The 25,664-nt window shown below is 52.0% G+C and carries 23 protein-coding genes and 1 riboswitch; of the genes, 11 read left to right on the forward strand and 12 right to left on the reverse strand.

The genetic code is table 11. The annotated features are described in order from the left end of the window. Positions 1-11: 11 nt before the first annotated feature. Positions 12-632, reverse strand: coding sequence for a TIGR04211 family SH3 domain-containing protein (locus SK39_RS15100; RefSeq protein ID WP_003024650.1), 621 nt, complete (start codon positions 630-632; stop codon positions 12-14). A 241-nt stretch (positions 633-873) separates the two neighbouring features. Between SK39_RS15100 and SK39_RS15105 the strand changes: the two genes are divergently transcribed. The 3 genes from SK39_RS15105 (at position 874) to hldE (ending at position 6,634) form a co-directional block, all read left to right on the forward strand. Continuing rightward, positions 874-2,175 carry a CYTH domain-containing protein gene (locus tag SK39_RS15105; RefSeq protein WP_048217155.1) on the forward strand — a complete coding sequence of 434 codons (1,302 nt, stop codon included), beginning with the start codon at positions 874-876 and terminating at the stop codon, positions 2,173-2,175. A 125-nt stretch (positions 2,176-2,300) separates the two neighbouring features. Continuing rightward, the gene (gene glnE / locus SK39_RS15110; RefSeq protein WP_048217156.1) at positions 2,301-5,141 is read left to right on the forward strand and encodes a bifunctional [glutamate--ammonia ligase]-adenylyl-L-tyrosine phosphorylase/[glutamate--ammonia-ligase] adenylyltransferase; all 2,841 of its coding nucleotides are present in this window, start codon (positions 2,301-2,303) and stop codon (positions 5,139-5,141) included. A 59-nt stretch (positions 5,142-5,200) separates the two neighbouring features. Next, on the forward strand, positions 5,201-6,634 hold the full coding sequence (gene hldE, locus SK39_RS15115; RefSeq protein WP_003838125.1) for a bifunctional D-glycero-beta-D-manno-heptose-7-phosphate kinase/D-glycero-beta-D-manno-heptose 1-phosphate adenylyltransferase HldE: 1,434 nt from the start codon (positions 5,201-5,203) through the stop codon (positions 6,632-6,634). Positions 6,635-6,726: 92 nt separating this feature from the next. On the opposite strand, the gene SK39_RS15120 is transcribed toward hldE, so the two are convergent. Both SK39_RS15120 and SK39_RS15125 read right to left on the reverse strand, forming a co-directional pair. After that, on the reverse strand, positions 6,727-8,394 hold the full coding sequence (locus SK39_RS15120) for a flotillin family protein (RefSeq protein WP_003838127.1): 1,668 nt from the start codon (positions 8,392-8,394) through the stop codon (positions 6,727-6,729). Positions 8,395-8,417: 23 nt separating this feature from the next. After that, positions 8,418-9,047, reverse strand: a complete 630-nt coding sequence (locus SK39_RS15125) for an OB-fold-containig protein (protein WP_032937366.1) — start codon at positions 9,045-9,047, stop codon at positions 8,418-8,420. Positions 9,048-9,307: 260 nt separating this feature from the next. Between SK39_RS15125 and glgS the strand changes: the two genes are divergently transcribed. Continuing rightward, entirely contained in the window at positions 9,308-9,514 is a 207-nt protein-coding gene (glgS, locus tag SK39_RS15130; RefSeq protein WP_019077704.1) for a cell surface composition regulator GlgS, read from the forward strand. A gap of 32 nt (positions 9,515-9,546) precedes the next feature. Here the strand turns inward: glgS and ubiK are convergent, their stop codons facing one another. Next, the gene (ubiK, locus tag SK39_RS15135) at positions 9,547-9,843 is read right to left on the reverse strand and encodes a ubiquinone biosynthesis accessory factor UbiK (protein ID WP_003024618.1); all 297 of its coding nucleotides are present in this window, start codon (positions 9,841-9,843) and stop codon (positions 9,547-9,549) included. 132 nt (positions 9,844-9,975) lie between these two features. Then, a riboswitch (FMN riboswitch) is annotated at positions 9,976-10,125 on the forward strand. A gap of 106 nt (positions 10,126-10,231) precedes the next feature. Between ubiK and ribB the strand changes: the two genes are divergently transcribed. Further along, entirely contained in the window at positions 10,232-10,885 is a 654-nt protein-coding gene (gene ribB, locus SK39_RS15140; RefSeq protein WP_003838130.1) for a 3,4-dihydroxy-2-butanone-4-phosphate synthase, read from the forward strand. An 82-nt stretch (positions 10,886-10,967) separates the two neighbouring features. Here ribB and dsbI read toward each other — a convergent pair whose 3' ends face one another. The 4 genes from dsbI to zupT all read right to left on the reverse strand — a co-directional run bounded on the left by dsbI (position 10,968) and on the right by zupT (position 15,556). Then, the gene (dsbI, locus tag SK39_RS15145; RefSeq protein WP_003838131.1) at positions 10,968-11,639 is read right to left on the reverse strand and encodes a protein-disulfide oxidoreductase DsbI; all 672 of its coding nucleotides are present in this window, start codon (positions 11,637-11,639) and stop codon (positions 10,968-10,970) included. A gap of 14 nt (positions 11,640-11,653) precedes the next feature. After that, positions 11,654-12,322, reverse strand: a complete 669-nt coding sequence (locus SK39_RS15150; RefSeq protein WP_003838133.1) for a thiol:disulfide interchange protein DsbA/DsbL — start codon at positions 12,320-12,322, stop codon at positions 11,654-11,656. A 23-nt stretch (positions 12,323-12,345) separates the two neighbouring features. Next, positions 12,346-14,142 carry an aryl-sulfate sulfotransferase gene (locus SK39_RS15155; protein ID WP_048217157.1) on the reverse strand — a complete coding sequence of 599 codons (1,797 nt, stop codon included), beginning with the start codon at positions 14,140-14,142 and terminating at the stop codon, positions 12,346-12,348. A 640-nt stretch (positions 14,143-14,782) separates the two neighbouring features. Continuing rightward, a complete protein-coding gene (zupT, locus tag SK39_RS15160) occupies positions 14,783-15,556 on the reverse strand; it encodes a zinc transporter ZupT (protein WP_048217158.1) in 774 nt (257 codons plus the stop codon). A 147-nt stretch (positions 15,557-15,703) separates the two neighbouring features. On the opposite strand from zupT, the gene ygiD reads away from it, so the two are divergent. Beyond that, positions 15,704-16,492: a 4,5-DOPA-extradiol-dioxygenase gene (ygiD, locus tag SK39_RS15165; RefSeq protein WP_032937367.1), complete on the forward strand. Its 789-nt coding sequence runs from the start codon at positions 15,704-15,706 to the stop codon at positions 16,490-16,492. 85 nt (positions 16,493-16,577) lie between these two features. Here the strand turns inward: ygiD and SK39_RS15170 are convergent, their stop codons facing one another. The 3 genes from SK39_RS15170 to tolC form a co-directional block, all read right to left on the reverse strand. Continuing rightward, on the reverse strand, positions 16,578-17,738 hold the full coding sequence (locus SK39_RS15170; protein WP_032937372.1) for a glutathionylspermidine synthase family protein: 1,161 nt from the start codon (positions 17,736-17,738) through the stop codon (positions 16,578-16,580). A 5-nt stretch (positions 17,739-17,743) separates the two neighbouring features. Beyond that, positions 17,744-18,421, reverse strand: coding sequence for a DUF1190 family protein (locus SK39_RS15175; RefSeq protein ID WP_003024591.1), 678 nt, complete (start codon positions 18,419-18,421; stop codon positions 17,744-17,746). A 157-nt stretch (positions 18,422-18,578) separates the two neighbouring features. Continuing rightward, positions 18,579-20,063, reverse strand: coding sequence for an outer membrane channel protein TolC (tolC, locus tag SK39_RS15180; protein WP_032937374.1), 1,485 nt, complete (start codon positions 20,061-20,063; stop codon positions 18,579-18,581). 205 nt (positions 20,064-20,268) lie between these two features. On the opposite strand from tolC, the gene nudF reads away from it, so the two are divergent. Genes nudF through parE form a run of 5 tightly spaced genes read left to right on the forward strand, consistent with a single transcriptional unit; the run spans position 20,269 to position 24,674 of the window. After that, positions 20,269-20,901, forward strand: coding sequence for an ADP-ribose diphosphatase (gene nudF, locus SK39_RS15185; protein ID WP_003024585.1), 633 nt, complete (start codon positions 20,269-20,271; stop codon positions 20,899-20,901). Next, positions 20,898-21,320 carry a DUF1249 family protein gene (locus SK39_RS15190; protein WP_003024582.1) on the forward strand — a complete coding sequence of 141 codons (423 nt, stop codon included), beginning with the start codon at positions 20,898-20,900 and terminating at the stop codon, positions 21,318-21,320. The genes nudF and SK39_RS15190 overlap by 4 nt, the downstream gene beginning before the upstream one ends. 24 nt (positions 21,321-21,344) lie before the next feature. Then, entirely contained in the window at positions 21,345-22,172 is an 828-nt protein-coding gene (gene cpdA, locus SK39_RS15195; RefSeq protein WP_003838143.1) for a 3',5'-cyclic-AMP phosphodiesterase, read from the forward strand. Continuing rightward, the gene (yqiA, locus tag SK39_RS15200; RefSeq protein ID WP_003024575.1) at positions 22,172-22,753 is read left to right on the forward strand and encodes an esterase YqiA; all 582 of its coding nucleotides are present in this window, start codon (positions 22,172-22,174) and stop codon (positions 22,751-22,753) included. The genes cpdA and yqiA overlap by 1 nt, the downstream gene beginning before the upstream one ends. 28 nt (positions 22,754-22,781) lie before the next feature. After that, positions 22,782-24,674, forward strand: a complete 1,893-nt coding sequence (gene parE, locus SK39_RS15205) for a DNA topoisomerase IV subunit B (RefSeq protein WP_003024571.1) — start codon at positions 22,782-22,784, stop codon at positions 24,672-24,674. Between the two features lie 40 nt (positions 24,675-24,714). Here the strand turns inward: parE and SK39_RS15210 are convergent, their stop codons facing one another. Then, on the reverse strand, positions 24,715-25,566 hold the full coding sequence (locus SK39_RS15210) for a helix-turn-helix transcriptional regulator (protein WP_044700874.1): 852 nt from the start codon (positions 25,564-25,566) through the stop codon (positions 24,715-24,717). Positions 25,567-25,664: the final 98 nt, after the last annotated feature.

Consider the following 25,664-nt stretch of genomic DNA (forward strand, 5'->3'; position numbering starts at 1 on the left):
GAGAAGGCGATTCAGTTCATCCAGCGATCTTTGCGTTTACGGCTTGGGATCATGTGTGGCAGAACCAGACCGAGCAGCAGACCAAGACCCAGCACGCCGCCGCCATACATAAACCATTGCATGATGATAGTACGCTGCTTGTCATCAAGCTGAAGGTTGGCTGCGCTCACCTTCTTTTGCGCCACGATAAGTTCGTTCTTCAGCTTCTGGTTTTCTTGTTTCAGCCCGTCAATAACGCTGTCGCTCTGCGCTACCTTTTGCTGCATGTCGGCGGTACGCTGATTCCATGTGGTATCGATATTATTGAGCTTATCGGTCAAAATCTTAACCTGGTTTTCCAGGTCGGGAACGCGGGTACGCAGGCTCGGCGTACTGTTCAGCTCTTTCAGTGGGATCCAGGCGGTACGTCCGGTGCTGTCTTTCACCTGGGCGTAATTAGTATTGGCATCGGTCTGTAATAGCGTGACTTCCTCGCCGGCGTTAACCGTACCCACGAGGCGATAATTATCTCCCGGACCGCTGCGGACCCAGGTGTTCAGTTCGTCAGAGACATAGCGCTTTTCTTCGGCATGAGAGACTGCAGTGGCGCTAAGTGCGAGTAAAGTTAATCCAATCAGGCGTAATTTTGGCATCAGGCTGTCGTTATTGTCATAGAAAGTGGAACGATAGTAGTGGCATCAGTGTCTCTACGCAAAGCATTCGACATCAATCGGAATCATCTGTGTCCTTTTTGCCACCACTCGAAACTTTTACGCCCGTCAAATTGCTCGTTGCATGGCAATTTGGCGCAAAATACTATCTACTGACCATAAAGAACGAACTTAGTTCGCAGTCAGTTTTCTCAACTGTGACATAACCCATAAGCACAAGACCATGGCCCAGGAAATCGAATTAAAATTTATCGTTAATAGTGACGCTGTCGATGCGCTACGTGAACGTCTGAATACGCTGGGGGGAGAGCATCATGCGCCCAGCCAGTTGCTGAATATTTACTACGAAACGCCGGATGCGTGGTTGCGTGGTCACGATATGGGGCTGCGTATTCGCGGTGAAAACGGTCATTACGAAATGACCATGAAAATTGCCGGACGCGTAACGGGCGGCCTGCATCAGCGACCGGAGTTTAACGTTGCGCTGGACGCGCCTGAGCTGGATCTCGCCTTGTTCCCAACGGAAGTCTGGCCTGATGGCAAACTGCCCGCTGAACTTGCTTCTCAAGTGCAGCCGTTGTTCAGCACCGATTTTTTCCGTGAGAAATGGTTGGTTGATGTTGATGGCAGCCGGATTGAAATGGCCCTCGATGTGGGGGAAGTGAAAGCGGGCGAGTTTGCAGAACCTATCTGTGAGCTTGAACTTGAACTGCTAAGCGGCGATACCCGTGCGGTACTGAAACTGGCAAACCAGCTGGTTTCGCAAACCGGTTTACGCCAGGGCAGTTTGAGCAAAGCCGCGCGCGGTTATCATTTGGCCCAGGGGAATGCGCCGCGCGAACTCAAACCGACGCGGATTTTGAAGGTTCCGGCGAAGGCGAGCATTGAGCAGGGGTTGGAAGCGGCGCTGGAGCTGGCATTATCACAGTGGCAGTACCACGAAGAGCTGTGGGTACGCGGCGTTAAAGGGGCGAAAGCCGAGGTGCTGGCGGCAATGGGGTTGGTGCGTCACATTCTGATGTTGTTTGGCGGTAATGTGCCACGAAAAGCGAGCGCTCACTTACGTGATTTACTGACCCAATCGGAAGCGATCATTGCGTCGGACGTTTCTGCTATTTCGGCGGTTTACAGTACGCAAACGGCAATGGCCAAGCTGGCGCTGACCGAATGGCTGGTGACCAAAGGATGGCAGCCGTTCCTGGATGCGAAGGCGCAGGGCAAAATTGCCGACTCCTTTAAGCGCTTCTCTGATACCCATCTTTCACGCCATGCCGCTGAGCTGAAAACCGCTTTTGCGCAGCCGTTGGGCGATCAGTACGCCGATCAGCTTCCACGTTTGACGCGCAACATTGATAGCATGCTGATGCTGGCGGGATACTACGACGAAAATGTCGCATCAGAATGGATCGCTACTTGGCAGGGCTTACGTCGCGCCATTGCGGCCAACCAATATATTGAAATTGAACACTTCCGCAACGAGGCGATCGCGCTGGAACCGTTCTGGCTGCACAGCGGAAAACGATAATCAGGGCCGAGGCCGGGATGCCTGATGGCGCTGCGCTTATCAGGCCTACGCGATGTGTGTAACTGTCATGTAGGTCGGATAAGGCGAAAAGACGCATCCGGCACCATTCAAAGGATAACCCGTAAATGAAGCAGCTCTCTTCACCGTTACAGCAGTACTGGCCGACCGTTGTTGAGCGGCTGCCAGCAGCAATATCTGAGTCCTCGCTTAGCGTTCAGGCGAAGTCAGTACTTACATTCAGTGATTTTGTCCGTGACAGCATTATTGCCCATCCCGAATGGCTGGCTGAGCTGGAAAGCACTCCACCCCTGGCGGATGAATGGCAACACTATGCCAACTGGTTACAGCAAGCATTGGCTGACGTTAGTGACGAAAACACACTGATGCGTGAGTTACGCCTGTTTCGTCGTCGCATTATGGTGCGTATCGCCTGGGCACAGACGCTGTCGCTGGTGACCGAAGAGAGTATTTTGCAGCAGCTAAGTCATCTGGCTGAAACGTTGATCGTTGCCGCGCGCGACTGGTTGTACGCAGCCTGCTGTCGCGAATGGGGAACGCCGTGTAATCCTGAAGGTGTGGCGCAGCCGCTGCTGATTTTAGGCATGGGGAAACTGGGCGGCGGCGAGCTGAATTTTTCCTCCGATATCGACCTGATTTTTGCCTGGCCGGAACACGGCAGCACACAGGGTGGGCGTCGCGAGCTGGATAACGCGCAGTTCTTTACCCGTATGGGCCAGCGGCTTATCAAAGTGCTGGATCAGCCCACAATGGATGGGTTTGTCTATCGGGTGGATATGCGTTTACGCCCGTTTGGCGACAGCGGCCCGCTGGTGCTGAGCTTCTCCGCGCTGGAGGATTATTACCAGGAACAAGGGCGCGACTGGGAACGCTATGCGATGGTTAAAGCCCGCATTATGGGCGATGCCGACGGTACATACGTCAGCGAGCTTCGTGCCATGCTGAGGCCTTTTGTCTTCCGTCGCTATATTGATTTCAGCGTGATCCAGTCGCTGCGTAACATGAAAGGGATGATTGCGCGTGAAGTACGTCGTCGTGGCCTGAAAGACAACATCAAGCTGGGGGCGGGCGGCATTCGTGAAATCGAATTTATCGTGCAGGTATTCCAGCTGATTCGCGGTGGGCGCGAGCCATCGCTGCAATCCCGCTCGCTGTTACCAACGCTTAGCGCCATCAATGCGCTGCACTTGCTTTCTGATACCGACGCGGAACAACTGCGCGCAGCCTATCTCTATTTACGCCGCCTGGAAAACCTGCTGCAAAGTATCAATGATGAGCAGACCCAGACGCTGCCGGGTGATGAACTGAATCGCGCGCGGCTGGCGTGGGGGATGAACGTTGATGGCTGGCAGCAATTAACCGATGTGCTGACCAATCATATGGACAATGTGCGCCGGGTCTTCAACGAGCTGATTGGCGATGACGAAGCTGAAACCCAGGAAGAGTCGCTCTCTGAACAGTGGCGCGAATTGTGGCAGGACGCCTTACAGGAAGATGACACCACGCCAGTGCTGACGCATCTGGCGGATGACGATCGGCGGCGCGTGCTGTCTCTGATTGCTGATTTCCGCAAAGAGCTGGATAAACGCACTATTGGCCCACGCGGACGCCAGGTGCTGGATCATTTAATGCCGCATCTGCTGAGCGATGTCTGTACGCGTGACGACGCCTCAGTCCCGCTGTCACGCATTACACCGCTGCTGGTGGGTATTGTGACTCGCACGACCTATCTGGAACTGCTGAGCGAATTCCCCGGGGCGCTGAAGCATTTGATTTCGCTCTGTGCGGCCTCGCCGATGGTCGCCAGCCAACTGGCGCGGTATCCGTTGTTGCTCGATGAACTGTTGGATCCGAATACCCTGTATCAACCTACCGCGACGGACGCCTACCGTGATGAGCTGCGCCAGTATTTGCTGCGCGTGCCGGAAGATGACGAAGAGCAGCAACTGGAGGCACTGCGCCAGTTTAAGCAAACGCAGCTACTGCGTATTGCCGCGGCTGATATCGCCGGTACGCTGCCGGTGATGAAGGTGAGCGATCATTTAACCTGGCTGGCGGAAGCGATTATTGATGCGGTAGTCCAGCAGGCGTGGACGCAGATGGTTGCTCGCTACGGGCAACCTACCCATCTTGGCGAACGTGAGGGGCGCGGTTTTGCCGTCGTCGGCTATGGCAAACTGGGTGGCTGGGAACTGGGTTACAGTTCGGATCTTGATTTGATCTTCCTGCATGATTGCCCGATGGATGTGATGACGGACGGTGAGCGTGAGATTGACGGGCGACAGTTCTATCTGCGTCTGTCGCAGCGCATTATGCACCTTTTCAGCACCCGCACCTCGTCCGGTATTTTGTACGAAGTGGATGCGCGGCTGCGTCCATCCGGCGCGGCGGGAATGCTGGTGACATCAACCGACGCTTTCGACGATTACCAGCGCAACGAAGCCTGGACATGGGAGCATCAGGCGCTGGTGCGTGCTCGTGTGGTATATGGCGACCCGCAGTTGACCTCTCAGTTTGATGCGATTCGTCGCGATATCATGACCCTCGTCCGTGATGGAAAAACCTTGCAGACCGACGTGCGTGAAATGCGTGAGAAAATGCGCGCCCATTTGGGCAATAAGCATCGGGATCGTTTTGATATTAAAGCGGATGAAGGTGGCATCACAGACATTGAGTTTATTACGCAGTATCTGGTGTTGCGCTATGCGCATGAAAAACCGAAGCTGACGCGCTGGTCGGATAATGTGCGCATTCTGGAATTACTGGCGCAAAACGACATTATGGACGAGCAGGAAGCGCTGGCGCTTACCCGTGCTTATACGACGTTGCGTGATGAACTTCACCATCTTGCGTTGCAGGAACTTCCGGGCTATGTGGCGCTGGAGCACTTTGACGCTGAACGTACACTGGTGCGTGACAGCTGGCAGAAGTGGCTGGTTGCCGAGTGAAGTGTGCTATTATCGCGCGCAAATTTTAAGACCCTCAGAGAATCTCTCAGGAGACAGGAATGAAAGTAACGCTGCCAGAGTTTGAACGTGCAGGAGTCATGGTTGTCGGTGATGTGATGCTGGATCGCTACTGGTACGGCCCTACCAGCCGTATTTCACCTGAAGCGCCGGTTCCGGTGGTGAAGGTCGATACCATCGAAGAACGTCCCGGTGGCGCAGCAAACGTGGCGATGAACATTGCCTCTCTGGGCGCAAATTCCCGTCTGGTGGGTTTGACCGGTATCGACGACGCGGCGCGTGCGCTGAGCAAAACGCTGGCGGATGTGAACGTAAAATGCGACTTCGTTTCCGTGCCGACGCATCCGACAATCACCAAACTGCGCGTGCTTTCCCGCAACCAGCAGTTGATTCGTCTGGATTTTGAAGAAGGTTTTGAAGGCGTGGATCCGCAGCCGCTGCACGAGCGTATTAATCAGGCGCTGGGTTCTATTGGCGCTCTGGTGCTTTCCGACTACGCCAAAGGCGCGCTGGCAAGCGTGCAGCAGATGATTGCGTTGGCGCGTAAGGCTGGCGTGCCGGTACTTATCGATCCGAAAGGGACCGATTTTGAACGTTACCGAGGCGCAACGCTGCTAACGCCCAACCTGTCTGAGTTTGAAGCGGTAGTGGGTAAATGCAAAAGCGAAGATGAACTGGTTGAGCGCGGCATGAAATTGATTGCTGATTTCGACCTTTCCGCACTGCTGATTACCCGTTCAGAACAGGGGATGACGTTGCTGCAACCGGGCAAATCGCCACTGCATATGCCGACGCAGGCGCAGGAAGTGTATGACGTGACCGGTGCGGGCGATACGGTAATTGGCGTGCTGGCGGCGACGCTGGCGGCGGGTAACACACTGGAAGAGGCGTGCTATTTTGCCAACGCTGCAGCCGGTGTTGTGGTTGGTAAACTGGGAACCTCCACCGTTTCTCCGATTGAACTGGAAAACGCGGTGCGTGGTCGGGCTGATACTGGTTTTGGCGTGATGAGCGAATCTGAGCTGAAACAGGCCGTTGCCAGCGCCCGCAAGCGCGGTGAGAAAGTGGTGATGACTAACGGCGTGTTCGACATCCTGCATGCGGGCCACGTTTCCTATCTGGCAAATGCGCGCAAGCTGGGCGATCGCCTGATCGTGGCGGTAAACAGCGATGCGTCGACCAAACGTCTGAAAGGCGAAACGCGTCCGGTCAACCCGCTGGAACAGCGCATGATCGTGCTGGGCGCGCTGGAATCCGTCGACTGGGTGGTCTCTTTTGAAGAAGATACACCGCAGCGTCTGATCGCCGGCATCCTGCCGGATCTGCTGGTCAAAGGCGGTGACTATAAGCCAGAAGATATTGCGGGCAGCAAAGAGGTATGGGCGAACGGCGGTGAAGTGCTGGTGCTGAACTTCGAAGATGGCTGCTCAACTACCAATATCATCAAGAAGATCCAGAAAGACAGCGATAAATAACAATTGGAATGTTTGTCGGATGGCGGTGCCCGGCCTACGAGGTTGTAGGCCGGATAAAACGCGTAAGCGTTGCCATCCGGCATTTCTGTTTCTTATTCTTCAGTCGTTTTCTCAACAGGCTGTGGACTGTTTTTCAGCGGATCGGCCAGTGCCGACAGCGAACCGCCGGACAAACCAATTTCATTTAACAGCGAGTCAATCAGCGGCGCTTGTGTACGATAGGCAAGGGCGGCGGATAATGCCTGCTCAGCCAGATTCCCTCCGGTTACGTTACCTGCGGTCACTTCACCGACGGCGCCGCCACGATTCAGACCATCAACCTGGATAATCTTGATACCATCGATAGACTTCATTGGCTCAACGGATTTCTCAATGACTGCTGGCAGGGACTGCAGCAGGGCCAGCTTAAATTTCAGACTGGTCTGTTCGTCGGAAAGCACGTTGATAGCATCGTTCAGCGCACGCTGGGCTTCGGCTTCCGCCAGACCTTTTTTCCGCGTGGCTTCGGCCAGTTCCACAATTGCCGCCGCCTGCAATTCTGCGGCTTCTTTTTCCGCTTTTGCCCGGACGGTCAGTTCAACCGCCTGGGTTTCTGCATCCTGCGCTGCGGCAATCAACGCCACCTGTTTGGCACGATCCGCTTCTGCGGTCTGGCGGGTGGTTTCTACGTTCTGCTGGGCGCGAACCGCTTCGGCTAGCGCATCGTTAGCGCGTGCTTCAGCCTGAGACTGCTGTTCAGACTTGGCGGCAATGGCGATGGACTTGGTCTGGTTGGCGATCTCCGTTACCTGCTGTTGTTCGATCTCTTTGATGCGAACTTCACGCTCGGCCTCGACTTTTCTGGATCGCACCGCCTGTTCGCGCTCGATTTCTGTTTCCTGAATCTGCCGTTCGGCAAGAATGCGCGTCTGCTCAGCTTCACGATGACGTTCGGCTTCGAAGGCGGCAATTTTGGCGTTTTGCTCGGCCGTGCGGGTCTTCACCTGCTGCTCCTGCTCGAGAGTCATGAAGGCTTCCTGCTGTTCGATTTCCAGCTTGCGTGCCAGCGCATCACGGTTTTTCTCACGAACGGCAACTTCTACGTCCTGCTCGACTTCGTTACGTTCGCGACGACGGCGTTCTGTTTCCTGGGTCAGCTTGGTCAGACCCTCGGCATCAAAGGCGTTATTCGGGTTGAAATGGACTTTTTCGGTCTGGTTAAAGTTGGTGAGTGAAACGCTCTCCAGTTCCAGGCCGTTTTTGGACAGGTCTTCCGCGACGGTATTTTGTACGCCCTGAACGAAGTTTTCACGCGTATCCTGCAGTTCATGCATGGTCATCTGCGACGCAGTGGCGCGTAGGGCATCAACAAACTTATCTTCTATTAGCACACGTAAATCCTCTGGTGACAGCGTTCGCTGTCCCAGCGTCTGTGCGGCGGTAGCAATCCCTTCAACAGACGGTTTTACACGCACGAAAAAGGCGACGACGACATCCACGCGCATACGGTCTTTGGTGATGAGACTGTCGACAGTTGAACGGCTCACCTCAAGTTTGAGGGTGTTCATGTTGATAGGAATAATTTCGTGGAAGATAGGCATGACAATTGCGCCGCCGCTCATCACCACTTTTTGTCCACCAAGGCCGGTACGCACAAACGCCTGTTCAGCAGATGCGCGGCGATACAGGCGGGCAAAAATAATCCCGATAATTACTAAGACGACCACCGCCACAATGGCGGTAAACATCCATGAAGGTAACATGCCAAAAACATCATCCATCTATAAGATCCCTCTGTATAAAATTATAAAACAGTCGGCCAGGGGTTTAGCTCGGCCAGGTAACGCGTTGCGGAGAGTCGGCAGATAATCAGCACCTTGTCTCCTTTTTTGAATTCTTTGCCCGCTTCAGGCTCCAGCAGCACATAGTGAGTCTGCCCGAACTTATCGGTAAATTTGCCTTCGCAGGGGGTTCCGGCACTTGCGGAATGTCCGGTAATAATCGCCATGCTGCCGATAAATTCATCTTCAGCGAGGGCGGTGGTTTCATCCCGCGGCAGCCAGGGAGCAATGATTTTTCCGCTGTAATGCACGGCGAAGACGGCAAGAATAAAACTCACCGGAGCAAGCAGCAGGTTGCTGAGCGGTGCTTGCCACAGCGTGACCCAGCCATGCTGAAGGAGGATGCCGAAGAGTCCAAAGAAGCCAGCGAGTAAACACAGCACGATCAGTGCCGGGATCCGCCCGATATTGAGATAGTGAAGCGCCTGGCCGATATTGCCGGAAGTCAGGGCATCGTAATGTTCGAGGTGAGCATCAAGCGCACCTGAAAGAAAATGGCCAAAAATAAGAGAGATGATTTCCAGTAGGCCAATCAACAGTACAAATGAAATAGCAAACAGGTAGAGGCTGTTGTAATCCGTGAATAATGCCAAGTTGTTTCCTCCTGTTACTGCGTTCCCTGTCCGTGTCAAAAGTAATGGTTTTACCTCTTACTTTTACATGACGTTACAATAACATGCGTTACCCTGGTCTTTAATCCGAAAAGGGGCTCATCCCCCTCTTAGATTTCGTAGGAAACTGTGAAGCAGGCGGTTTTTTTGCGCACAATATGTACAGAATAACTTCGTATCCAGGGAAATACTGAAATTAGAAAAAGCATATGGCCTTAGCAGATATTCAATAACTGGAGGGTATGCTCATGAACAGCAATATGTATTCAATGAACAATTTCGATTTCCTGGCCCGTAGTTTTGCCAGAATGCAGGCTGAGGGCCATCCCGTTGATATCCAGGCGATAACCGGGAACATGGATGAAGAACATCGAAGCTGGTTTTGCAAACGCTATGCGCTGTACTGCCAGCAGGCGACGGAAGCCAGGAAGCTAGAACTGGAACACTAACAGAAAAACGGGCCTTGCGGCCCGTTGTCGTTTTACTCTTGCGGATCGACTGACGGGATCGCGGGGGCAGGTTTAACTTCTGCCGTTTTTTCACGCGATTCCAGCTCAGTCAGACGTTGCTCAAGCAGCGCCAGCTTTTCACGTGTGCGCAATAAAACCTGAGTCTGTACATCGAATTCTTCACGGCTTACCAGATCCAGACGGGTCAGCTGTGACTGCAGCGTTTGACGAATTTTCTTCTCGACGTCTTCGCCAAACTCGCGGATCCCTTTCGGCATCGACTCGTGAACCTGACGAGCAATCTGCTCAATTTTTTTCGGGTCAATCATTGTGGTTTCCCTGAACTGGTACGTGTTGCTGCCTATTGTAGTGCGAACTGGCACAGGCATAAACCAGAATTGTGTGAAGCTAAGACGAGTAAAGGCGTTGATGAAGGTAATCAATAGCGTTATAGTTAACCCGCTTATTCTCAGGGCGGGGCGAAATTCCCCACCGGCGGTAAATCAACTGATGTTGAAAGCCCGCGAGCGCTTTTTGTTACGGCAAAAAGGTCAGCAGATCCGGTGTAATTCCGGGGCCGACGGTTAGAGTCCGGATGGGAGAGAGTAACGATCCAGTCGGGCATGGACCCGCTCACGTTATTTTTTTGCCGCTTAGACGGTACTCCTAAGACTGCCCTGATTCTGGTAACCATAATTTTAGTGAGGTTTTTTTACCATGAATCAGACGCTACTTTCCTCTTTTGGTACGGCTTTCGAACGTGTTGAACATGCGCTGTCTGCGCTGCGTGAAGGACGCGGTGTGATGGTGCTTGATGATGAAGATCGCGAAAACGAAGGCGATATGATTTTCCCGGCAGAGACCATGACCGTAGAACAGATGGCGCTGACCATCCGTCACGGTAGCGGTATTGTATGCCTGTGCATCACTGAAGACCGACGCAAACAGCTCGATCTGCCAATGATGGTGGAAAATAATACCAGCGCTTACGGCACCGGTTTTACCGTGACCATTGAAGCAGCAGAGGGCGTGACCACCGGTGTTTCCGCTGCGGACCGTGTGACTACGGTGCGTGCGGCAATTAAGGATGGCGCCAAACCTTCCGATCTTAACCGTCCGGGGCACGTTTTCCCGCTGCGTGCTCAGGCTGGCGGCGTGTTGACCCGCGGTGGTCATACTGAAGCGACCATCGACCTGATGACGCTGGCAGGGTTTAAACCGGCAGGCGTGCTGTGCGAACTGACCAACGACGATGGCACCATGGCGCGTGCGCCAGAGTGTATCGAATTTGCTGGCAAGCATAATATGGCTGTAGTCACTATCGAAGATTTAGTGGCTTATCGTCAGGCGCACGAGCGCAAAGCCAGCTAATAGACTATTACCACGTTAGTTGTGGTAAGCATAAAAAACCGAAGCCATCTTCCAGGCTTCGGTTTTTTTATTTTTGCTCAAATTATTTGGCCCTGGCCAGTTTCAATGCCCATGCGCCGCTCATTATCACCAACAGCAATAAACATAAGCCAAAGGCTAGCAGGCATGCCTGCGCCATGTTCATAAATTGCCACGGTGGAAGCAGATACCAGCCTTCAGACTGTTGGTATAGATCGATAAACCACTTTTGCGTACTGCTGAGTGCCACGCCATCAGGCACTATGGGGGCATCATAGCCGCAATCTCCAGTGGGTTTAAACCACTCCGGAGCCCAGTTTGCCAGCGGCAAATTGAAAGGGAATGTCGGATCGGTGGAACACCCCTGGACGCCAAACAGCGAATCCGGGCTATGTACCGCATGATGAATATCATTGAGTTTGAGCGAGAACTTAATGCCCATGATGCTGCCGTAAAATGCCGCAATGCAGCCAATAAGCTTCAGAACAACATTTTTAGGGTTTATTGCCGCGATCAATCCACCGAAAACCATCACAAACATGGCAAAGCGAATGTAGACACACTGCTCGCAGGGGGCCATATAGAGATAGATTTGGAAAAACGAGTGGGCCAATATTATTAACCCGCCCATCGCGCAGGCCATCAGTAGCCACAGAAAGCGCCGTTCCTGCCATCTCACCAGCGTATCAACCGGCGTGGTACGTAAGTCCCGCCACAATCCTTTTATGAAAACCATAGCCTCGTCCCTGTTTATTTTGTTGCCAGCTCTCTGACAAGCTCAGCCATTGAGTCAATGGATTTGATACTCTTGGTGTAGATCAGGTATTTACCGTTAACGACGTAAGCCGGAACCCCCTGAATTTTGGCGACGTCGTATGCCGCTTTCCATTTCTCCAGCGTTTGCTGAACGGTGGGATCTTGCAGCGCGGCGTCAAAATCTGCCTGGCTCATGCCTGCAGCATCCAGGCCTGTTTTAATGAATGCGGCCGGATCTTTACCATCTGACCAGCGCTCTTTCTTGTCGTGGTAAGCAGCGTAATAAGCGAATTTCGCTTTTTTGAACTGTGATTTGGCATCAAATAATGAAATCCCTGCTGCCTGATCTTTAGCAATCATTACTGCAAAAACTTCACTGGCCTGTTTACCATATTCCCCTTTGGTTTCCAGATGAAATGGTGTGAAGGTGACGAGATCGGCAACTTTTTCAGAAACCGGGCCAGTCACGGCTTTATCATATTTGTAACAGAACGGACAGGCGTAGCTGAATACTTTTATTAACGTCTTATCAGCATTAGGAATCGGTTTCTCTAAAACCATATAATCAGTGCCTTCTGTAAAAGCGGAGGCGGCAAACGACGAAGCAAGTGCGGCGGTTAATATCACGCTTTTAAATAATGAAGTAATCCATTTAGATGACATAATTAATCCTTAATCTAACGCGATTATTTAAACATGTGTTGTGGGCGGACCAGTAATGCACGGTAGTGAGTTTGGTTCGGCTTATCTGAAAGAACATCAATCTCAACTTTGACTTCTTTGGTCTTATAATCAATTTCGTTGATCTTGCCGATGGTTGGTTGTCCAACGTCAAATAAATTAATTGAGCCACCAAAGCCAAACATGGTGTCACGGTCTTTCTGATATTCGATAACCGAGGTGATGGGACTATAGAAATCGTAACCGCGTTCTTTTCCGTATTCCCAAATTTGCTGAACGGTTCCTTTTTTCTCGTCAACTTTATATTCGACGAAACGGGAATATTTCATCGTCGGCAATGCCGGTTGTTCGAGCCCACGACCATCGCCGTTGTCAAAGATGGTTAATGTCCCTTTGCTCGAGAGCCATGCGGTGTGTTGGGTGTAGGTAAAATCGAAATCAGTATTCTCGCACTTACCGTTTTCGTCACATTTTAGCGCGTTGCCCTTATCATCAACCGGTTTTAACAGCTTGCTTGCCAGCGCTTTATTCCAGCCTTTCGACGGTGCCAGAATCCACTTCACCTGTTTATCGCGACCGATTTTGACAACACCCTGATGGCGGGAAGAGATAATAATGGAGTCATCTTTGGCATCATAGGCAATGGAGTTAACGTGCGCCCAGTTACGACCTGCACCCACTCCGAGGGCGTCACCGTAAGGAGTATCTGGCTCCAGTTTCGCCTGTTGACCGGCATGAGCGAGGTCAACGTTGACGCATACCGCGCCTGCGTCCAGTGCACCCAGAAGCGCATCACGCATCGGATCGAGTATCTTTGTCAGATCCCACACATCAACCACACGACCGGACTTGTCTACTTCAATTATCTGATCGCGGATGGTTTGCACATGGATGCCATCTTCTTTGCGATAATCGCGTTTGCCCACGCGAAGCAACACGGTGTCGTTGATTGTTTCGATCGATTCATGCGACGCGTCGAGGAAGCCGCGCGGTAGCTTATGATCGGCCAGAATCTGCCCCATCATATCGAATTCGTACCAATGCTGACCCTGAACGGCTGTGAAGGTGCCGCGCGGCGTTTCCCGGATACCCATCAAGTAACCGCGCTTATTGATATCCATGTCATGGCCATCGTAAAAGGCATCTTGATCCAGCCACCAACGATATTCACCTTCCGTATCGACGACAAAGGTAAAGGGTGCGATATCAAAAGGTAATGCGCCACCGGCTGGACCTGCATCCAGGATGCCGGCATTTTTGTCTTTTTCACCATGCCAGTGGAATTCTGCCCCCTGTGGGGTGAAAGTATGGGTATTCACCAGATAGAGACGGTCTTCAAAGCCAGGCGCTACCTTAATAACTTTCGTTTGCTGTAAATCGGAAATAGAACGGTTATCCATGTAGTGATTAACGATGGCGGACGTTTGCACCACATAATCATCCTTCATGGCTTTGCCATTTTCTTTATATTCAACGGTGACCTTATTGGCAAACTTTTGATAAAGGCCAAAAATAGGTATGCCATGGTAGGTAGCGAGTGACTCTTTGCCCACGGCATATGTCACAGGAATCCCTTTTTCACCTTTACCATGAACGGTGACTTTGACATCTGAAATAACGTGACTATCTAATTCAACCAGTGCGGTAAGCGGGGTGTTTCCGTATGGGTCAACCACTATTGCCCCCAGTTTTCCCGCAGGTTGAGCGGGTTGAAAACCTGCGGCAAACGAATTTCCAGCGGTTAATCCAAACGTCAGTGCGAGTGTGCCAGCGAGAAGTGTTTTTCGGTATTGTCTAAACATGGATATATCTCCTTATATTAACTTTAAATATAATTTCACTGAATATATTATGTTTTTACGATATGGCTAAAAATGAAAATGGTACTACTGATGTCACTTTTATTGTGGGTATATAAATATTGATGAAGTGTATTATTCTACAAAATCTAATTTTTATTGTTTTCTGGATAGTATGAGTGAGGTATTTTAAGGACAATGTTTATTATTGCTTAGTGTGATCTCGTCGACAGAGTTTTATTTTTTTATAACTGTTTTAGCTATTGGCATAGCTGCTGGTTTATATGATCGAAATCATATATTTGTTTCTGAAATATGCCACTATAGGGGTATGTCAGAATAAGTTTATGTAAAATTTTAACGTTAAATGTTTAATGATGTTAAATGTTAAGGGTAAAAGAATGTTTATTGCCTGGTATTGGATCGTATTAATTGCACTCGTTGCATTGGGTTATTATTGCCATATGAAGCGTTATTGTCGGGCATTCCGACAAGACAGAGACGCATTGCTTGAGGCGCGAAACAAACTCTTCCGACGTTCTGGTGAAGATAACAGCGTGATTAAGGAACAGGAATAGTCCTTCACGTTCTGCTATGGATGAGCGGATGCTGTAAAATAGCAGGGTGGCATCCGCCCTCTGGATTATCCGATTCCCATGGACTGGAGGATGACGAGACTTAACCCCATCACCGACATTCCGCACAGGACCCCATAGCTGGGATTATTATTTGGGTCGATCTCTTTTGCCAGTGGCATCAATTCATCGACTGACAGCGCCACCATAATACCCGCGACTGCCGCCATTATTGCCGCCATCACCACAGGCGAGATGAGACTCCCCAGAATTAACCACGCCAGTACGCCGCCCAGTATTTCTGCCATGCCCGAGATCCCGGCCCAGAATATCGCCGTACGTTTGGAGCCCGTTGCTGCATAGACCGGACCTGCAACGGCTAATCCTTCAGGAATATTGTGTAATGCGACGGCAAGCGCAATACCAAAGCCCAGCTCGAGGTTGCTGCTGGCGGTAACAAACGTCGCAATCCCTTCCGGAAAATTGTGCAGGCTGATGCCGAGCGTTAATAAAATCGCGGTGCGTTTAATGGATCCGGGTAGAGGCTGCGTTGTTTTTTGTACCAGATCCTGAGGGTGCGCGTGCGGCAATAGACAGTCCAGGCCAAAGTAGCCCAGCAAGCCGACGATAAACATTCCGTAGCCTAGCACTGGCGACATGCCTTCAGCGGCCAGCGCAGCAGGTAGCATTTCCATTAGAGAGATCAGTAGCATAATCCCGGCAGCGAAGCCTAAAGAAAAGGCGAGAACGCGGTTGGAAGGCTTTTGCCCTAACACGCCGAGAAATGCGCCGATAAACGTGGCGGCACCTGCCAGTAAAGTCAGAAGTAAAGGTACTGACATCGACAAATAAAACTCCTTATCAATCTGCTTTCCGGACTGGATCGTCAAAATAACTGATGATCTTCATCATGGTTATCTGAGTTCTTCATCAACCGAATAAGCGTATTGTAATGGTATCAAAATGACTCCCTCAGTAAGGATATCATCATGTCTTCAACTCGTATGCCAGCATTGTTTTTGGGCCACGGTAGCCCGATGAATGTTCTGGAAGATAACGTTTATACCCGTGCCTGGCAGCAACTGGGGGAAACGTTGCCGCGTCCGAAAGCCATTGTGGTGGTCTCGGCGCACTGGTTCACCCGTGGAACGGGTGTGACAGCGATGGAAGCGCCTAAAACGATCCACGATTTCGGCGGTTTTCCGCAAGCGCTGTATGACACCCATTACCCGGCTCCGGGCTCGCCAGAACTGGCGCAGCACCTGGTTGATTTACTTGCTCCTGTACCCGTCGCGTTAGACAAAGAAGCGTGGGGTTTTGACCACGGTTCCTGGGGCGTACTGATCAAGATGTACCCGAATGCCGACATCCCGATGGTGCAGTTAAGCATCGATAGTACAAAACCGGCGGCCTGGCATTTTGAGATGGGCCGCAAGCTGGCGGCACTGCGTGATGAGGGTATTATGCTGGTGGCCAGTGGTAACGTGGTGCATAACCTGCGTACTGCGCGTTGGCACGGTGAGAACACGCCATATCCGTGGGCAACCTCATTCAATGATTATGTTAAGGCTAACCTGACCTGGCAGGGACCGGTTGAGCAGCACCCGCTGGTGAACTATCTCGCTCATGAAGGTGGATCGTTGTCGAACCCGACGCCAGATCACTATCTGCCGCTGCTGTATGTTCTCGGGGCATGGGATGGTAAAGAGTCTGTTACGATCCCTGTAGATGGTATCGAGATGGGAAGTTTAAGTATGTTGTCGGTGCAGGTTGGGTGATGAACGCCCGATGGCGCTACGCTTATCGGGCATTAAGTTCGTGCCGTAGGCCGGGTAAGGCGGAGCCGCCACCCGGCACTCTCAATCATTCGACAAAAATATGCGGATAGAAACGTGACAGATCCTGCGTGATCAACGCGCGGTCTTCACGAATGCCGATCCCTGCGGGTTGATCGTTGATCAGCCAACTGCCAATCAGCATATAGCTGTCGCCAAACTTCGGTAGCTGATGGAACTGCTGCACGATCATGCCTTCTTCACCGTACGGTCCTTCCACGGATTCGATCGTTTTACCGTTCTCAATGATGGAGACGTTAGCTCCCTCGCGCGAGAAGATCGGTTTGACAACGAATTTATCCATCTGCGGGTAGTCGTCTTCGGCGAAATATGCTGGCAGAAGGTTCGGATGATTCGGGAACATTTCCCATAACATAGGTAACAGTGCTTTGTTGGAAATAATGCTCTTCCAGGCGGGTTCCAGCCAGCGAACGCCAGCGTCTTCCAGCTTGGTGGAGAACATTTCACGCAGCATGAATTCCCACGGATAGAGCTTGAACAGGTTAGCGATCACCTGATCCTGCATATCGGTGAATTGGCCTTTTTCACCAAGACCAATATCTTCTACATAGAGGAATTCTGTAGCGATCTCTGCTTCGGCCGCGCAATCCTGCAGATACTGGATCGTACCGCGATCTTCCACCGTATCACGACAGCAGGTCAGATGTAGCAGTTGAAAACCATACTGTTCACGCAGCTCGGTGAAACGCTCGATCAGCTTTTCCTGCAGACTGTTGAACTGATCGCTGCCTTCCGGCAGGTTGCCCGCATTGAGCTGATCTTCCAGCCAGATCCACTGGAAAAACGCAGCTTCGTACAGCGAGGTTGGGGTATCAGCGTTGTTTTCCAGCAGTTTGGGTTCACCGGTTCCATCCCACGCCAGATCGAGACGTGAATAGAGCGACGGTTGCTGTGTCAGCCAGGACTGGCGGACAAAACCCCAGGTATGCTTCGGAATGCGAAACTTGGTCATCAGCTCATCGCTGGCAATGACCTTTTCCACCACTTTGAGGCACATTTGATGTAGCTCTGCGGTGACCTCTTCCAGCTTTTCAACCTGAGCAAGGGTGAGTTTGTAGTACGCGTCTTCACACCAGTACGGCTCGCCGTACATAGTGTGAAAATTAAAACCGTATTCGGTGGCTTTATCGCGCCAGTCCGGGCGCTCAACAATACTGACTCTTTCCATGACGATCAGCCACCCATTGAACGTGTGGTGGTGCCGCTTGCGCTACGCTGCATGGTGCTCTGTTTGGCCACAGACTCACCAAATCCGCCGCGGGTTACGGTAGAGGTGGTGGCTGGTTTCGGTGCCATAGCGGTTTTCGGTACGGTCATGGTGCGACCCGGCGTTGCTGCGCCGTAGTTTTTACCGCTGGCATCTGTGTATTTGCCGTAAGCCGGGCTGGCCGGGTTTTTCGAGCTAAACAGCGGTTGCTGAGCGCCCATTCCGCCACCCATCAGTCGGCCCATCATGTAGCCTGCCATCAGTGGCATCCAGAAGCTGCCGCTGCTTTGATTCTGCGCCTGAGCCTGACCTTCACCGGTCGGCGCCATACCTGCTTGCGCAGGAGCCTGCTGGCACTGGCCTTCGCCGAATTCAGCGATACAGTCTTCACGAGTGGCGTATTTTGGTGCGGTACGTTCAGCTTCTTTCAGCGCATTGTTAAACGCGGTAGTACATTCGGCGCTTTTACCTGGATTCGCTGCAGAGCAGTCGTCAGCGTTCTGATAAAGCGAAACCGTTTCGTCACTCTTTTCACAGCCCGCGAGCATAAACACTGCGGTAACTGCCAGGGCGACAGGAGTCAGATGGCGCGCGCTCCAGCTTTTGCGGAACGAGGCGTGATGTATAGATTTTGTCCGTTTCATTTTTGTCTTCCAGGACCCAGTGGTAAACACAGTAAATAATGCTCAGGATAGAGGATGACTGGTCGAAATTGAAGCGGGAAGAGGCGAGAATGCGCAGGAAGGGGCGGATCTTTACGTTGTCTTACGTTCAGACGGGGCCGAAGCCCCGTCATCAGCATCAGTTACGGAACGGGTTGTTGCCGTTGCTGCTGGTTGAACGTGCTGCTGTCGGCTGAGCCGCAGGCAAATTGCCAGTGCCGTTAAAGTCATTCACGGCGGCATCTTGTTGTGGATTTTGCGGTGCCACGGTATCCGGCGTTGTGGATACAGGTTTACCCAGCGTATTGTTCAGTGCCACCAAATCCTGCTCGTTCAGCGTACCGAGCGCAGATTTGACGTTTAACTGATTGATAAGATAGGTATAACGCGCATTAGCCAATTGTTGTTTGGCGTTGTACAGCGTGGTGGTGGCATCCAACACATCCACAATGGTACGTGTGCCTACGGAATAACCGGCTTCCATCGCATCCAATGAGCTTTGAGCAGAGACAACCGCTTGTTTGTACGCGTTAATGCTACTAATAGAAGCATTAATGTTGTTGAATGAAGAACGAACGGTCTGCACCACGCTACGGTGTGCGCTTTCCAGTTGTTCACTCGCGCCAACAAAGTTGTACTGCGCTTGTTTCACCTGCGAGTTAACCATCCCGCCCTGGTACAGCGGCAGCGAGAAGCTCAGACCGATTTTGTTCTGGCCCATGTTGCTGTCGTCATACTGATTACCCGTAGTACCACCATGAGTTTTCGACCCGCTGTAGGAGGTGTCAGACACGCCTGTAGATGCGGTCAGGTCCAGCGTTGGCAGATGACCGTCCTGTGCCTGACGAATCTGCTCACGCGCCAGATCCTGGCTTAAACGCGCCTGCAATAAAGTCAGGTTGCGGTTTTCCGCTTCTTTCAGTAGCGCATTCACCGCCTGCGGTTTGTTGGTTTTGAAACCATCAACGTTCAGCGAAGCCAGTTCCGGGTAATAGTTACCGGTCACCTGACGCAGCTGTTCTACCGCGTTATCCAGATTGTTACGCGCGGTCACTTCGTTCGCCAGCACGGTGTCGTATTGTGAACGGGCGTTCTGCACGTCAGTGATGGCGACCAGACCAACGTTAAAACGCTGAGTGGTCTGATCTAACTGACGATAAACCGCATCTTTCTGTGCCTGGGTGTAAGACAGCACATCAATCGCGTTCAGTACGTTAAAATAGGCCGTAGCGGTATTCAGGATCAGCGTTTGCTGATCGGTCTGATACGTTACGTCCTGGATGCCCGCTGATTTTTCTTGCAGCGTCAGGGCACGCCATTTAGACATGTCGAACAGCGTCTGAGTCAATTGTAATGACGCGCTGGTGGCGTTGGAGTTGACGCCGTTTGCATCACGGTAGCCATTGCTGTAGGTGTAATCGGCACCTAAACCCAGTTGCGGCAGTAATGGACTACGCGCTTCGTTAATTTTTTCGAATGCAGCATCGCGATCGGCGGCGGATTTACGCAATTCCGGGTTGCTCAGGCGTGCTTGCTGATAAACCTGCATCAGGTTTTCTGCCTGGCTCAAAGTACTGAACCCCGACAGGCTCAGGCCGATAAGGATGGGGAGCAATTTCTTCATTTGCATTCCTTGTTGTGAAGCAGTATTTAGCGCTGATCAAATTGTAAAAATATTTGCTGATTCTAGCAGAATCCGCCACTGCAAAAAGTTGGCGTTACGTGCCATACGGCGTTAATTTGCATCAATTTAACACAAGGGCGTTCAAACATCAGTCAAACGACCTTGAAATTCACATTTTAATCACTATTGGTTTCAGGACAGCACAATGCGTAAACCAGACAACTTGCCAATGACTTTCACTAAAAATGATGTAGAAATTATTGCACGAGAAACGCTATACCGCGGTTTTTTTTCACTGGATCTTTATCGGTTCCGCCATCGCTTGTTTAACGGTGGTATGAGCGGTGAGGTAAAGCGCGAAATTTTTGAGCGCGGACACGCGGCAGTCTTGCTACCCTTTGACCCTGAGCGGGACGAAGTTGTACTGGTCGAGCAGATCCGTATCGCGGCGTTTGATACCAGCGAAAGCCCGTGGCTACTGGAAATGGTAGCCGGAATGATCGAAGAGGGCGAAACTGTTGAAGATGTGGCCCGTCGTGAAGCGATGGAAGAAGCCGGACTGGACGTTAAACGTACGAAACCCGTTCTGAGCTATCTGGCAAGCCCTGGCGGCACCAGTGAGCGCCTGTCTATTTTAGTTGGCGAAGTGGACGCTACGACCGCGAGCGGAATTCATGGTCTGGCTGATGAAAACGAAGATATTCGTGTTCATGTGGTGAGCCGGGAGCAGGCTTATCAATGGGTAGAAGAGGGGAAAATCGACAACGCGGCTTCTGTCATCGCCTTGCAATGGTTACAGCTGCACTATCAAGAGTTAAAAACTGAGTGGAAAAAATGAAGCGTTACACACCTGACTTCCCTGAAATGATGCGCCTGTGCGAAACCAACTATTCGCAATTGCGCCGCCTGCTGCCACGTAATGATGCAGCCGGTGAAACAGTGAGCTATCAGGTAGCAAACGCACAATATCGGTTAACGATCGTTGAATCGACCCGATACACTACGCTTGTCGCGATCGAACAAACGGCGCCGGCCGTCACATACTGGAGCCTGCCGTCATTGACCGTGCGCCTGTATCATGACGCGAGGGTGGCTGAAGTGTGTTCAAGTCAGCAGATCTTTCGCTTCAAAGCGCGGTATGATTATCCAAATAAAAAGTTGCATCAACGCGACGAAAAGCATCAAATTAATCAGTTTCTGGCCGACTGGCTACGGTACTGTTTAGCACATGGAGCGATGGCGATTCCGGTTTATTAGCGTCGTGAAACCTAAGGACACCATTTGGAAAGCCTGTTAACCCTTCCTTTGGCTGGTGAGGCCAGAGTCAGGATCTTACAAATTACAGACACTCACCTGTTTGCCGAAAAGCATGAAACGCTGCTGGGTGTGAATACCTGGGACAGTTATCAATCCGTACTGGATGCCATACATGCAGAGTCGCCTGAGTACGATCTGATCGTCGCGACGGGGGATTTGGCGCAGGATCAATCCGCTGCGGCCTATCAGCATTTTGCTGAGGGCATCGCAAGCTTTCGTGCGCCCTGCGTTTGGCTACCGGGCAATCACGATTTTCAGCCGGCAATGTACAGCGCGCTGCAGGATGCGGGAATTTCCCCTGCCAAGCGTGTTTTCATCGGCGAACAGTGGCAAATTTTGCTGCTCGACAGCCAGGTGTTCGGCGTTCCCCACGGTGAATTAAGTGAATTCCAGCTCGAATGGCTGGAGCGTAAACTTGCTGATGCACCAGAGCGTAATACCTTGCTGCTTCTGCATCATCATCCTCTGCCTGCGGGCTGTAGCTGGCTCGATCAGCATAGCCTGCGCAATGCCGCTGAGCTGGATAACGTGCTGGTGAACTATCCACGCGTGAAGTATCTGCTGTGCGGGCATATTCATCAGGAACTGGATCTGGACTGGAACGGACGCCGTCTGCTGGCGACGCCGTCGACCTGCGTGCAGTTTAAGCCGCACTGTTCCAATTTCACATTGGATACCATCAGCCCCGGCTGGCGGACGCTGGAGCTTTTTGCTGACGGGACGTTGCAGACTCAGGTACGTCGTCTGCAGGGTAATCGGTTCCACCCTGATACCGCTTCAGAAGGCTACTGATGTCTACGCTTCTCTATCTTCACGGATTTAATAGCTCTCCTCGTTCGGCGAAGGCGTGTTTGCTGAAAAACTGGTTGGCGGAGCACCATCCGCACGTTGAGATGATCGTACCGCAGTTGCCGCCGTATCCGGCCCAGGCCGCAGAGATGCTGGAATCGATCATTCTTGAACATGGCGGAGAGTCGCTGGGGATTGTCGGCTCCTCATTAGGTGGTTATTACGCCACCTGGCTGTCGCAATGTTTTATGCTGCCGGCAGTGGTGGTGAACCCTGCTGTACGGCCTTATGAACTGCTGGTCGACTATCTCGGTCAAAACGAGAACCCCTACACGGGGCAGCAATATGTGCTAGAGTCACGCCATATTTACGATCTTAAAGTCATGCAGATTGACCCGCTGGAAGCGCCGGATTTGATCTGGCTGCTCCAACAAACGGGCGATGAAGTGTTGGACTACCGCCAGGCGGTGGCGTATTACGCCTCCTGCCGTCAGACAGTTATTGAGGGCGGAAACCACGCATTCACGGGCTTCGAAGATTATTTCAACCCGATTGTCGATTTCCTTGGACTGCACAGTTTCTGACGATCAATTCGAATTGCTTATTTAAACCATGACGCAAACTTATAACGCTGATGCCATTGAGGTACTCACTGGGCTTGAGCCGGTACGCCGTCGCCCTGGGATGTACACCGATACGACCCGTCCGAACCATCTTGGACAGGAAGTGATTGATAACAGTGTGGATGAAGCACTGGCGGGCCACGCGAAACGCGTGGACGTGATCTTACATGCCGACCAGTCTCTGGAAGTCATTGATGACGGACGCGGCATGCCAGTAGACATTCACCCTGAAGAGGGCGTTCCGGCGGTTGAGCTGATCCTCTGTCGTCTGCACGCGGGCGGCAAGTTCTCCAACAAGAACTACCAGTTCTCCGGTGGTCTGCACGGTGTGGGGATCTCCGTTGTTAACGCCCTGTCCAAACGTGTGGAAGTGAACGTACGCCGCGATGGGCAGGTATACAACATCGCGTTTGAGAATGGCGATAAAGTGCAGGATTTACAGGTTGTCGGTACCTGCGGCAAACGCAATACCGGGACCAGCGTGCACTTCTGGCCGGATGAAAGCTTCTTTGACAGCCCGCGTTTTTCTGTTTCGCGCTTAACGCACGTACTGAAAGCCAAAGCGGTACTGTGCCCGGGCGTTGAGATCACCTTCAAGGATGAGGTCAACAACAGCGAACAGCGCTGGTGCTACCAGGATGGTCTGAATGACTATCTGAGCGAAGCGGTGAATGGCCTACCGACTCTGCCGGAAAAACCGTTTATCGGTAATTTCAGCGGTGAGACGGAGACAGTGGACTGGGCGCTGCTCTGGCTGCCGGAAGGCGGTGAGCTGCTGACCGAAAGCTATGTGAACCTGATCCCAACTATGCAGGGCGGGACGCACGTCAACGGTCTGCGTCAGGGTCTGCTGGATGCGATGCGCGAGTTCTGCGAATACCGCAATATTTTGCCGCGTGGCGTGAAGCTGTCGGCGGAAGATATCTGGGATCGCTGTGCCTACGTGCTGTCGGTAAAAATGCAGGATCCGCAGTTTGCCGGACAAACCAAAGAACGCCTCTCTTCGCGTCAGTGTGCGGCGTTTGTTTCTGGCGTGGTGAAAGATGCCTTCAGCCTGTGGCTGAACCAGAACGTACAGTCAGCCGAACTGCTGGCTGAGATGGCGATTTCCAGCGCCCAGCGTCGTCTGCGTGCGGCGAAAAAAGTGGTGCGTAAAAAGCTGACCAGCGGTCCGGCGCTGCCGGGTAAACTGGCGGACTGTACTGCACAGGATCTTAACCGCACCGAACTGTTTCTCGTCGAAGGTGACTCCGCAGGTGGTTCCGCCAAACAGGCGCGCGATCGTGAATATCAGGCGATCATGCCGCTCAAAGGTAAGATCCTCAATACCTGGGAAGTATCTTCTGATGAAGTTCTGGCGTCTCAGGAAGTGCACGATATTTCGGTGGCGATCGGTATCGATCCGGACAGCGACGATCTGAGCCAGTTGCGTTACGGTAAGATCTGTATCCTGGCGGATGCGGACTCCGATGGTCTGCACATCGCCACGCTGCTGTGCGCACTGTTTGTGAAGCACTTCCGCACGTTGGTGAAACACGGTCACGTGTACGTGGCGCTGCCGCCGTTATACCGTATCGACCTCGGTAAAGAGGTGTATTACGCGCTGACGGAAGAAGAGAAAGCGGGCGTACTGGAGCAGTTAAAGCGCAAGAAAGGTAAGCCGAACGTGCAGCGCTTTAAAGGACTGGGTGAAATGAACCCGATGCAGCTTCGTGAAACCACGCTGGATCCGAACACCCGTCGCCTGGTGCAGCTCATTATCGATGATGAAGACGATCAGCGCACCAACGCAATGATGGATATGCTGCTGGCCAAGAAGCGTTCTGAAGACCGTCGTAACTGGTTGCAAGAGAAAGGCGACCTGGCGGATCTCGAAGGCTAATTGACCGTTGAATGCCGGAAAAGCAACGTGCTTTCCGGCGTTATTGTTTATGCCGCTTGCGATACTGCAACGGCGTCTCGCCAATGCCTTTACCGAAGGCGCTGATGAAGTATGTTACCTCTGAAAATCCCACCTTTTGAGCAATCTCCCGCACGCTGATTTCACTGTGTAACAGCGCTTCACAGGCTTTGCGTAACCGCAGCGTATTGAGATAGTCGAGAATGCTCTCGCCCGTTTCCATCTGGAAGCGGCGGGATACATAGCTTTTGGATTTATCCAGTTCCTGCGCCAGCGCCGCCAGACTAAATTTGTGGGTGTAATGCTCATCCAGCCAGAACATCACCTGACTGGCAATTCCGCTGCTAATTTCCGGCATATTGCCATTATCGTCAGGTAACAGGCTGAATAAATTGACTAACAGACAGGCAACCTGCTCAGTGCTCAGCGGTTTCTGAGCGGCCATTTTTTCATAACGGCTGAAGAGAAAATCAACATGTGGATGAACATCCGCCGCGTCGACGACCCATGCTTCACTGCCGCGAATGCTCAGATTTTGCAGATGCTGTTGAGTATGCGGCAAGTCGCGTAGCACCTTCAGTACCGCATGTTGATCGAGATGAATAATGGTACGTCGATAACCATCCCGCGCCTGCTCATCGACCCAGATCTTGTGTAGGGTAAACGGCGGGAAAAAGAACATTCGTCCCGGTCGCATGGTGTATTGCTTATGGTCAACCGTAACCACGCCAAAGCCTTCTTCCACATACAGCACTTCCAGACACTGATGCCAGTGGTGATAACGCACCGTATTGGCGAATAAACGGCTGAACGACGCAACCGCATCATTAAGGGCGATCAGCTCCAGACGTTCTTGCGGTGAGGATAAAGTCATAGTGCAATAAATTTAAATTTTTGCCGCCGAATGGTAATTTATAAACCCTATTTTTAAATTTTCTCAATCACTGTTTTACTTTAATTCTGGTGCTGTGA

It is taken from the genome of Citrobacter sp. BIDMC107 (genome assembly GCF_001037575.1).
Lineage (GTDB): Bacteria > Pseudomonadota > Gammaproteobacteria > Enterobacterales > Enterobacteriaceae > Citrobacter > Citrobacter freundii.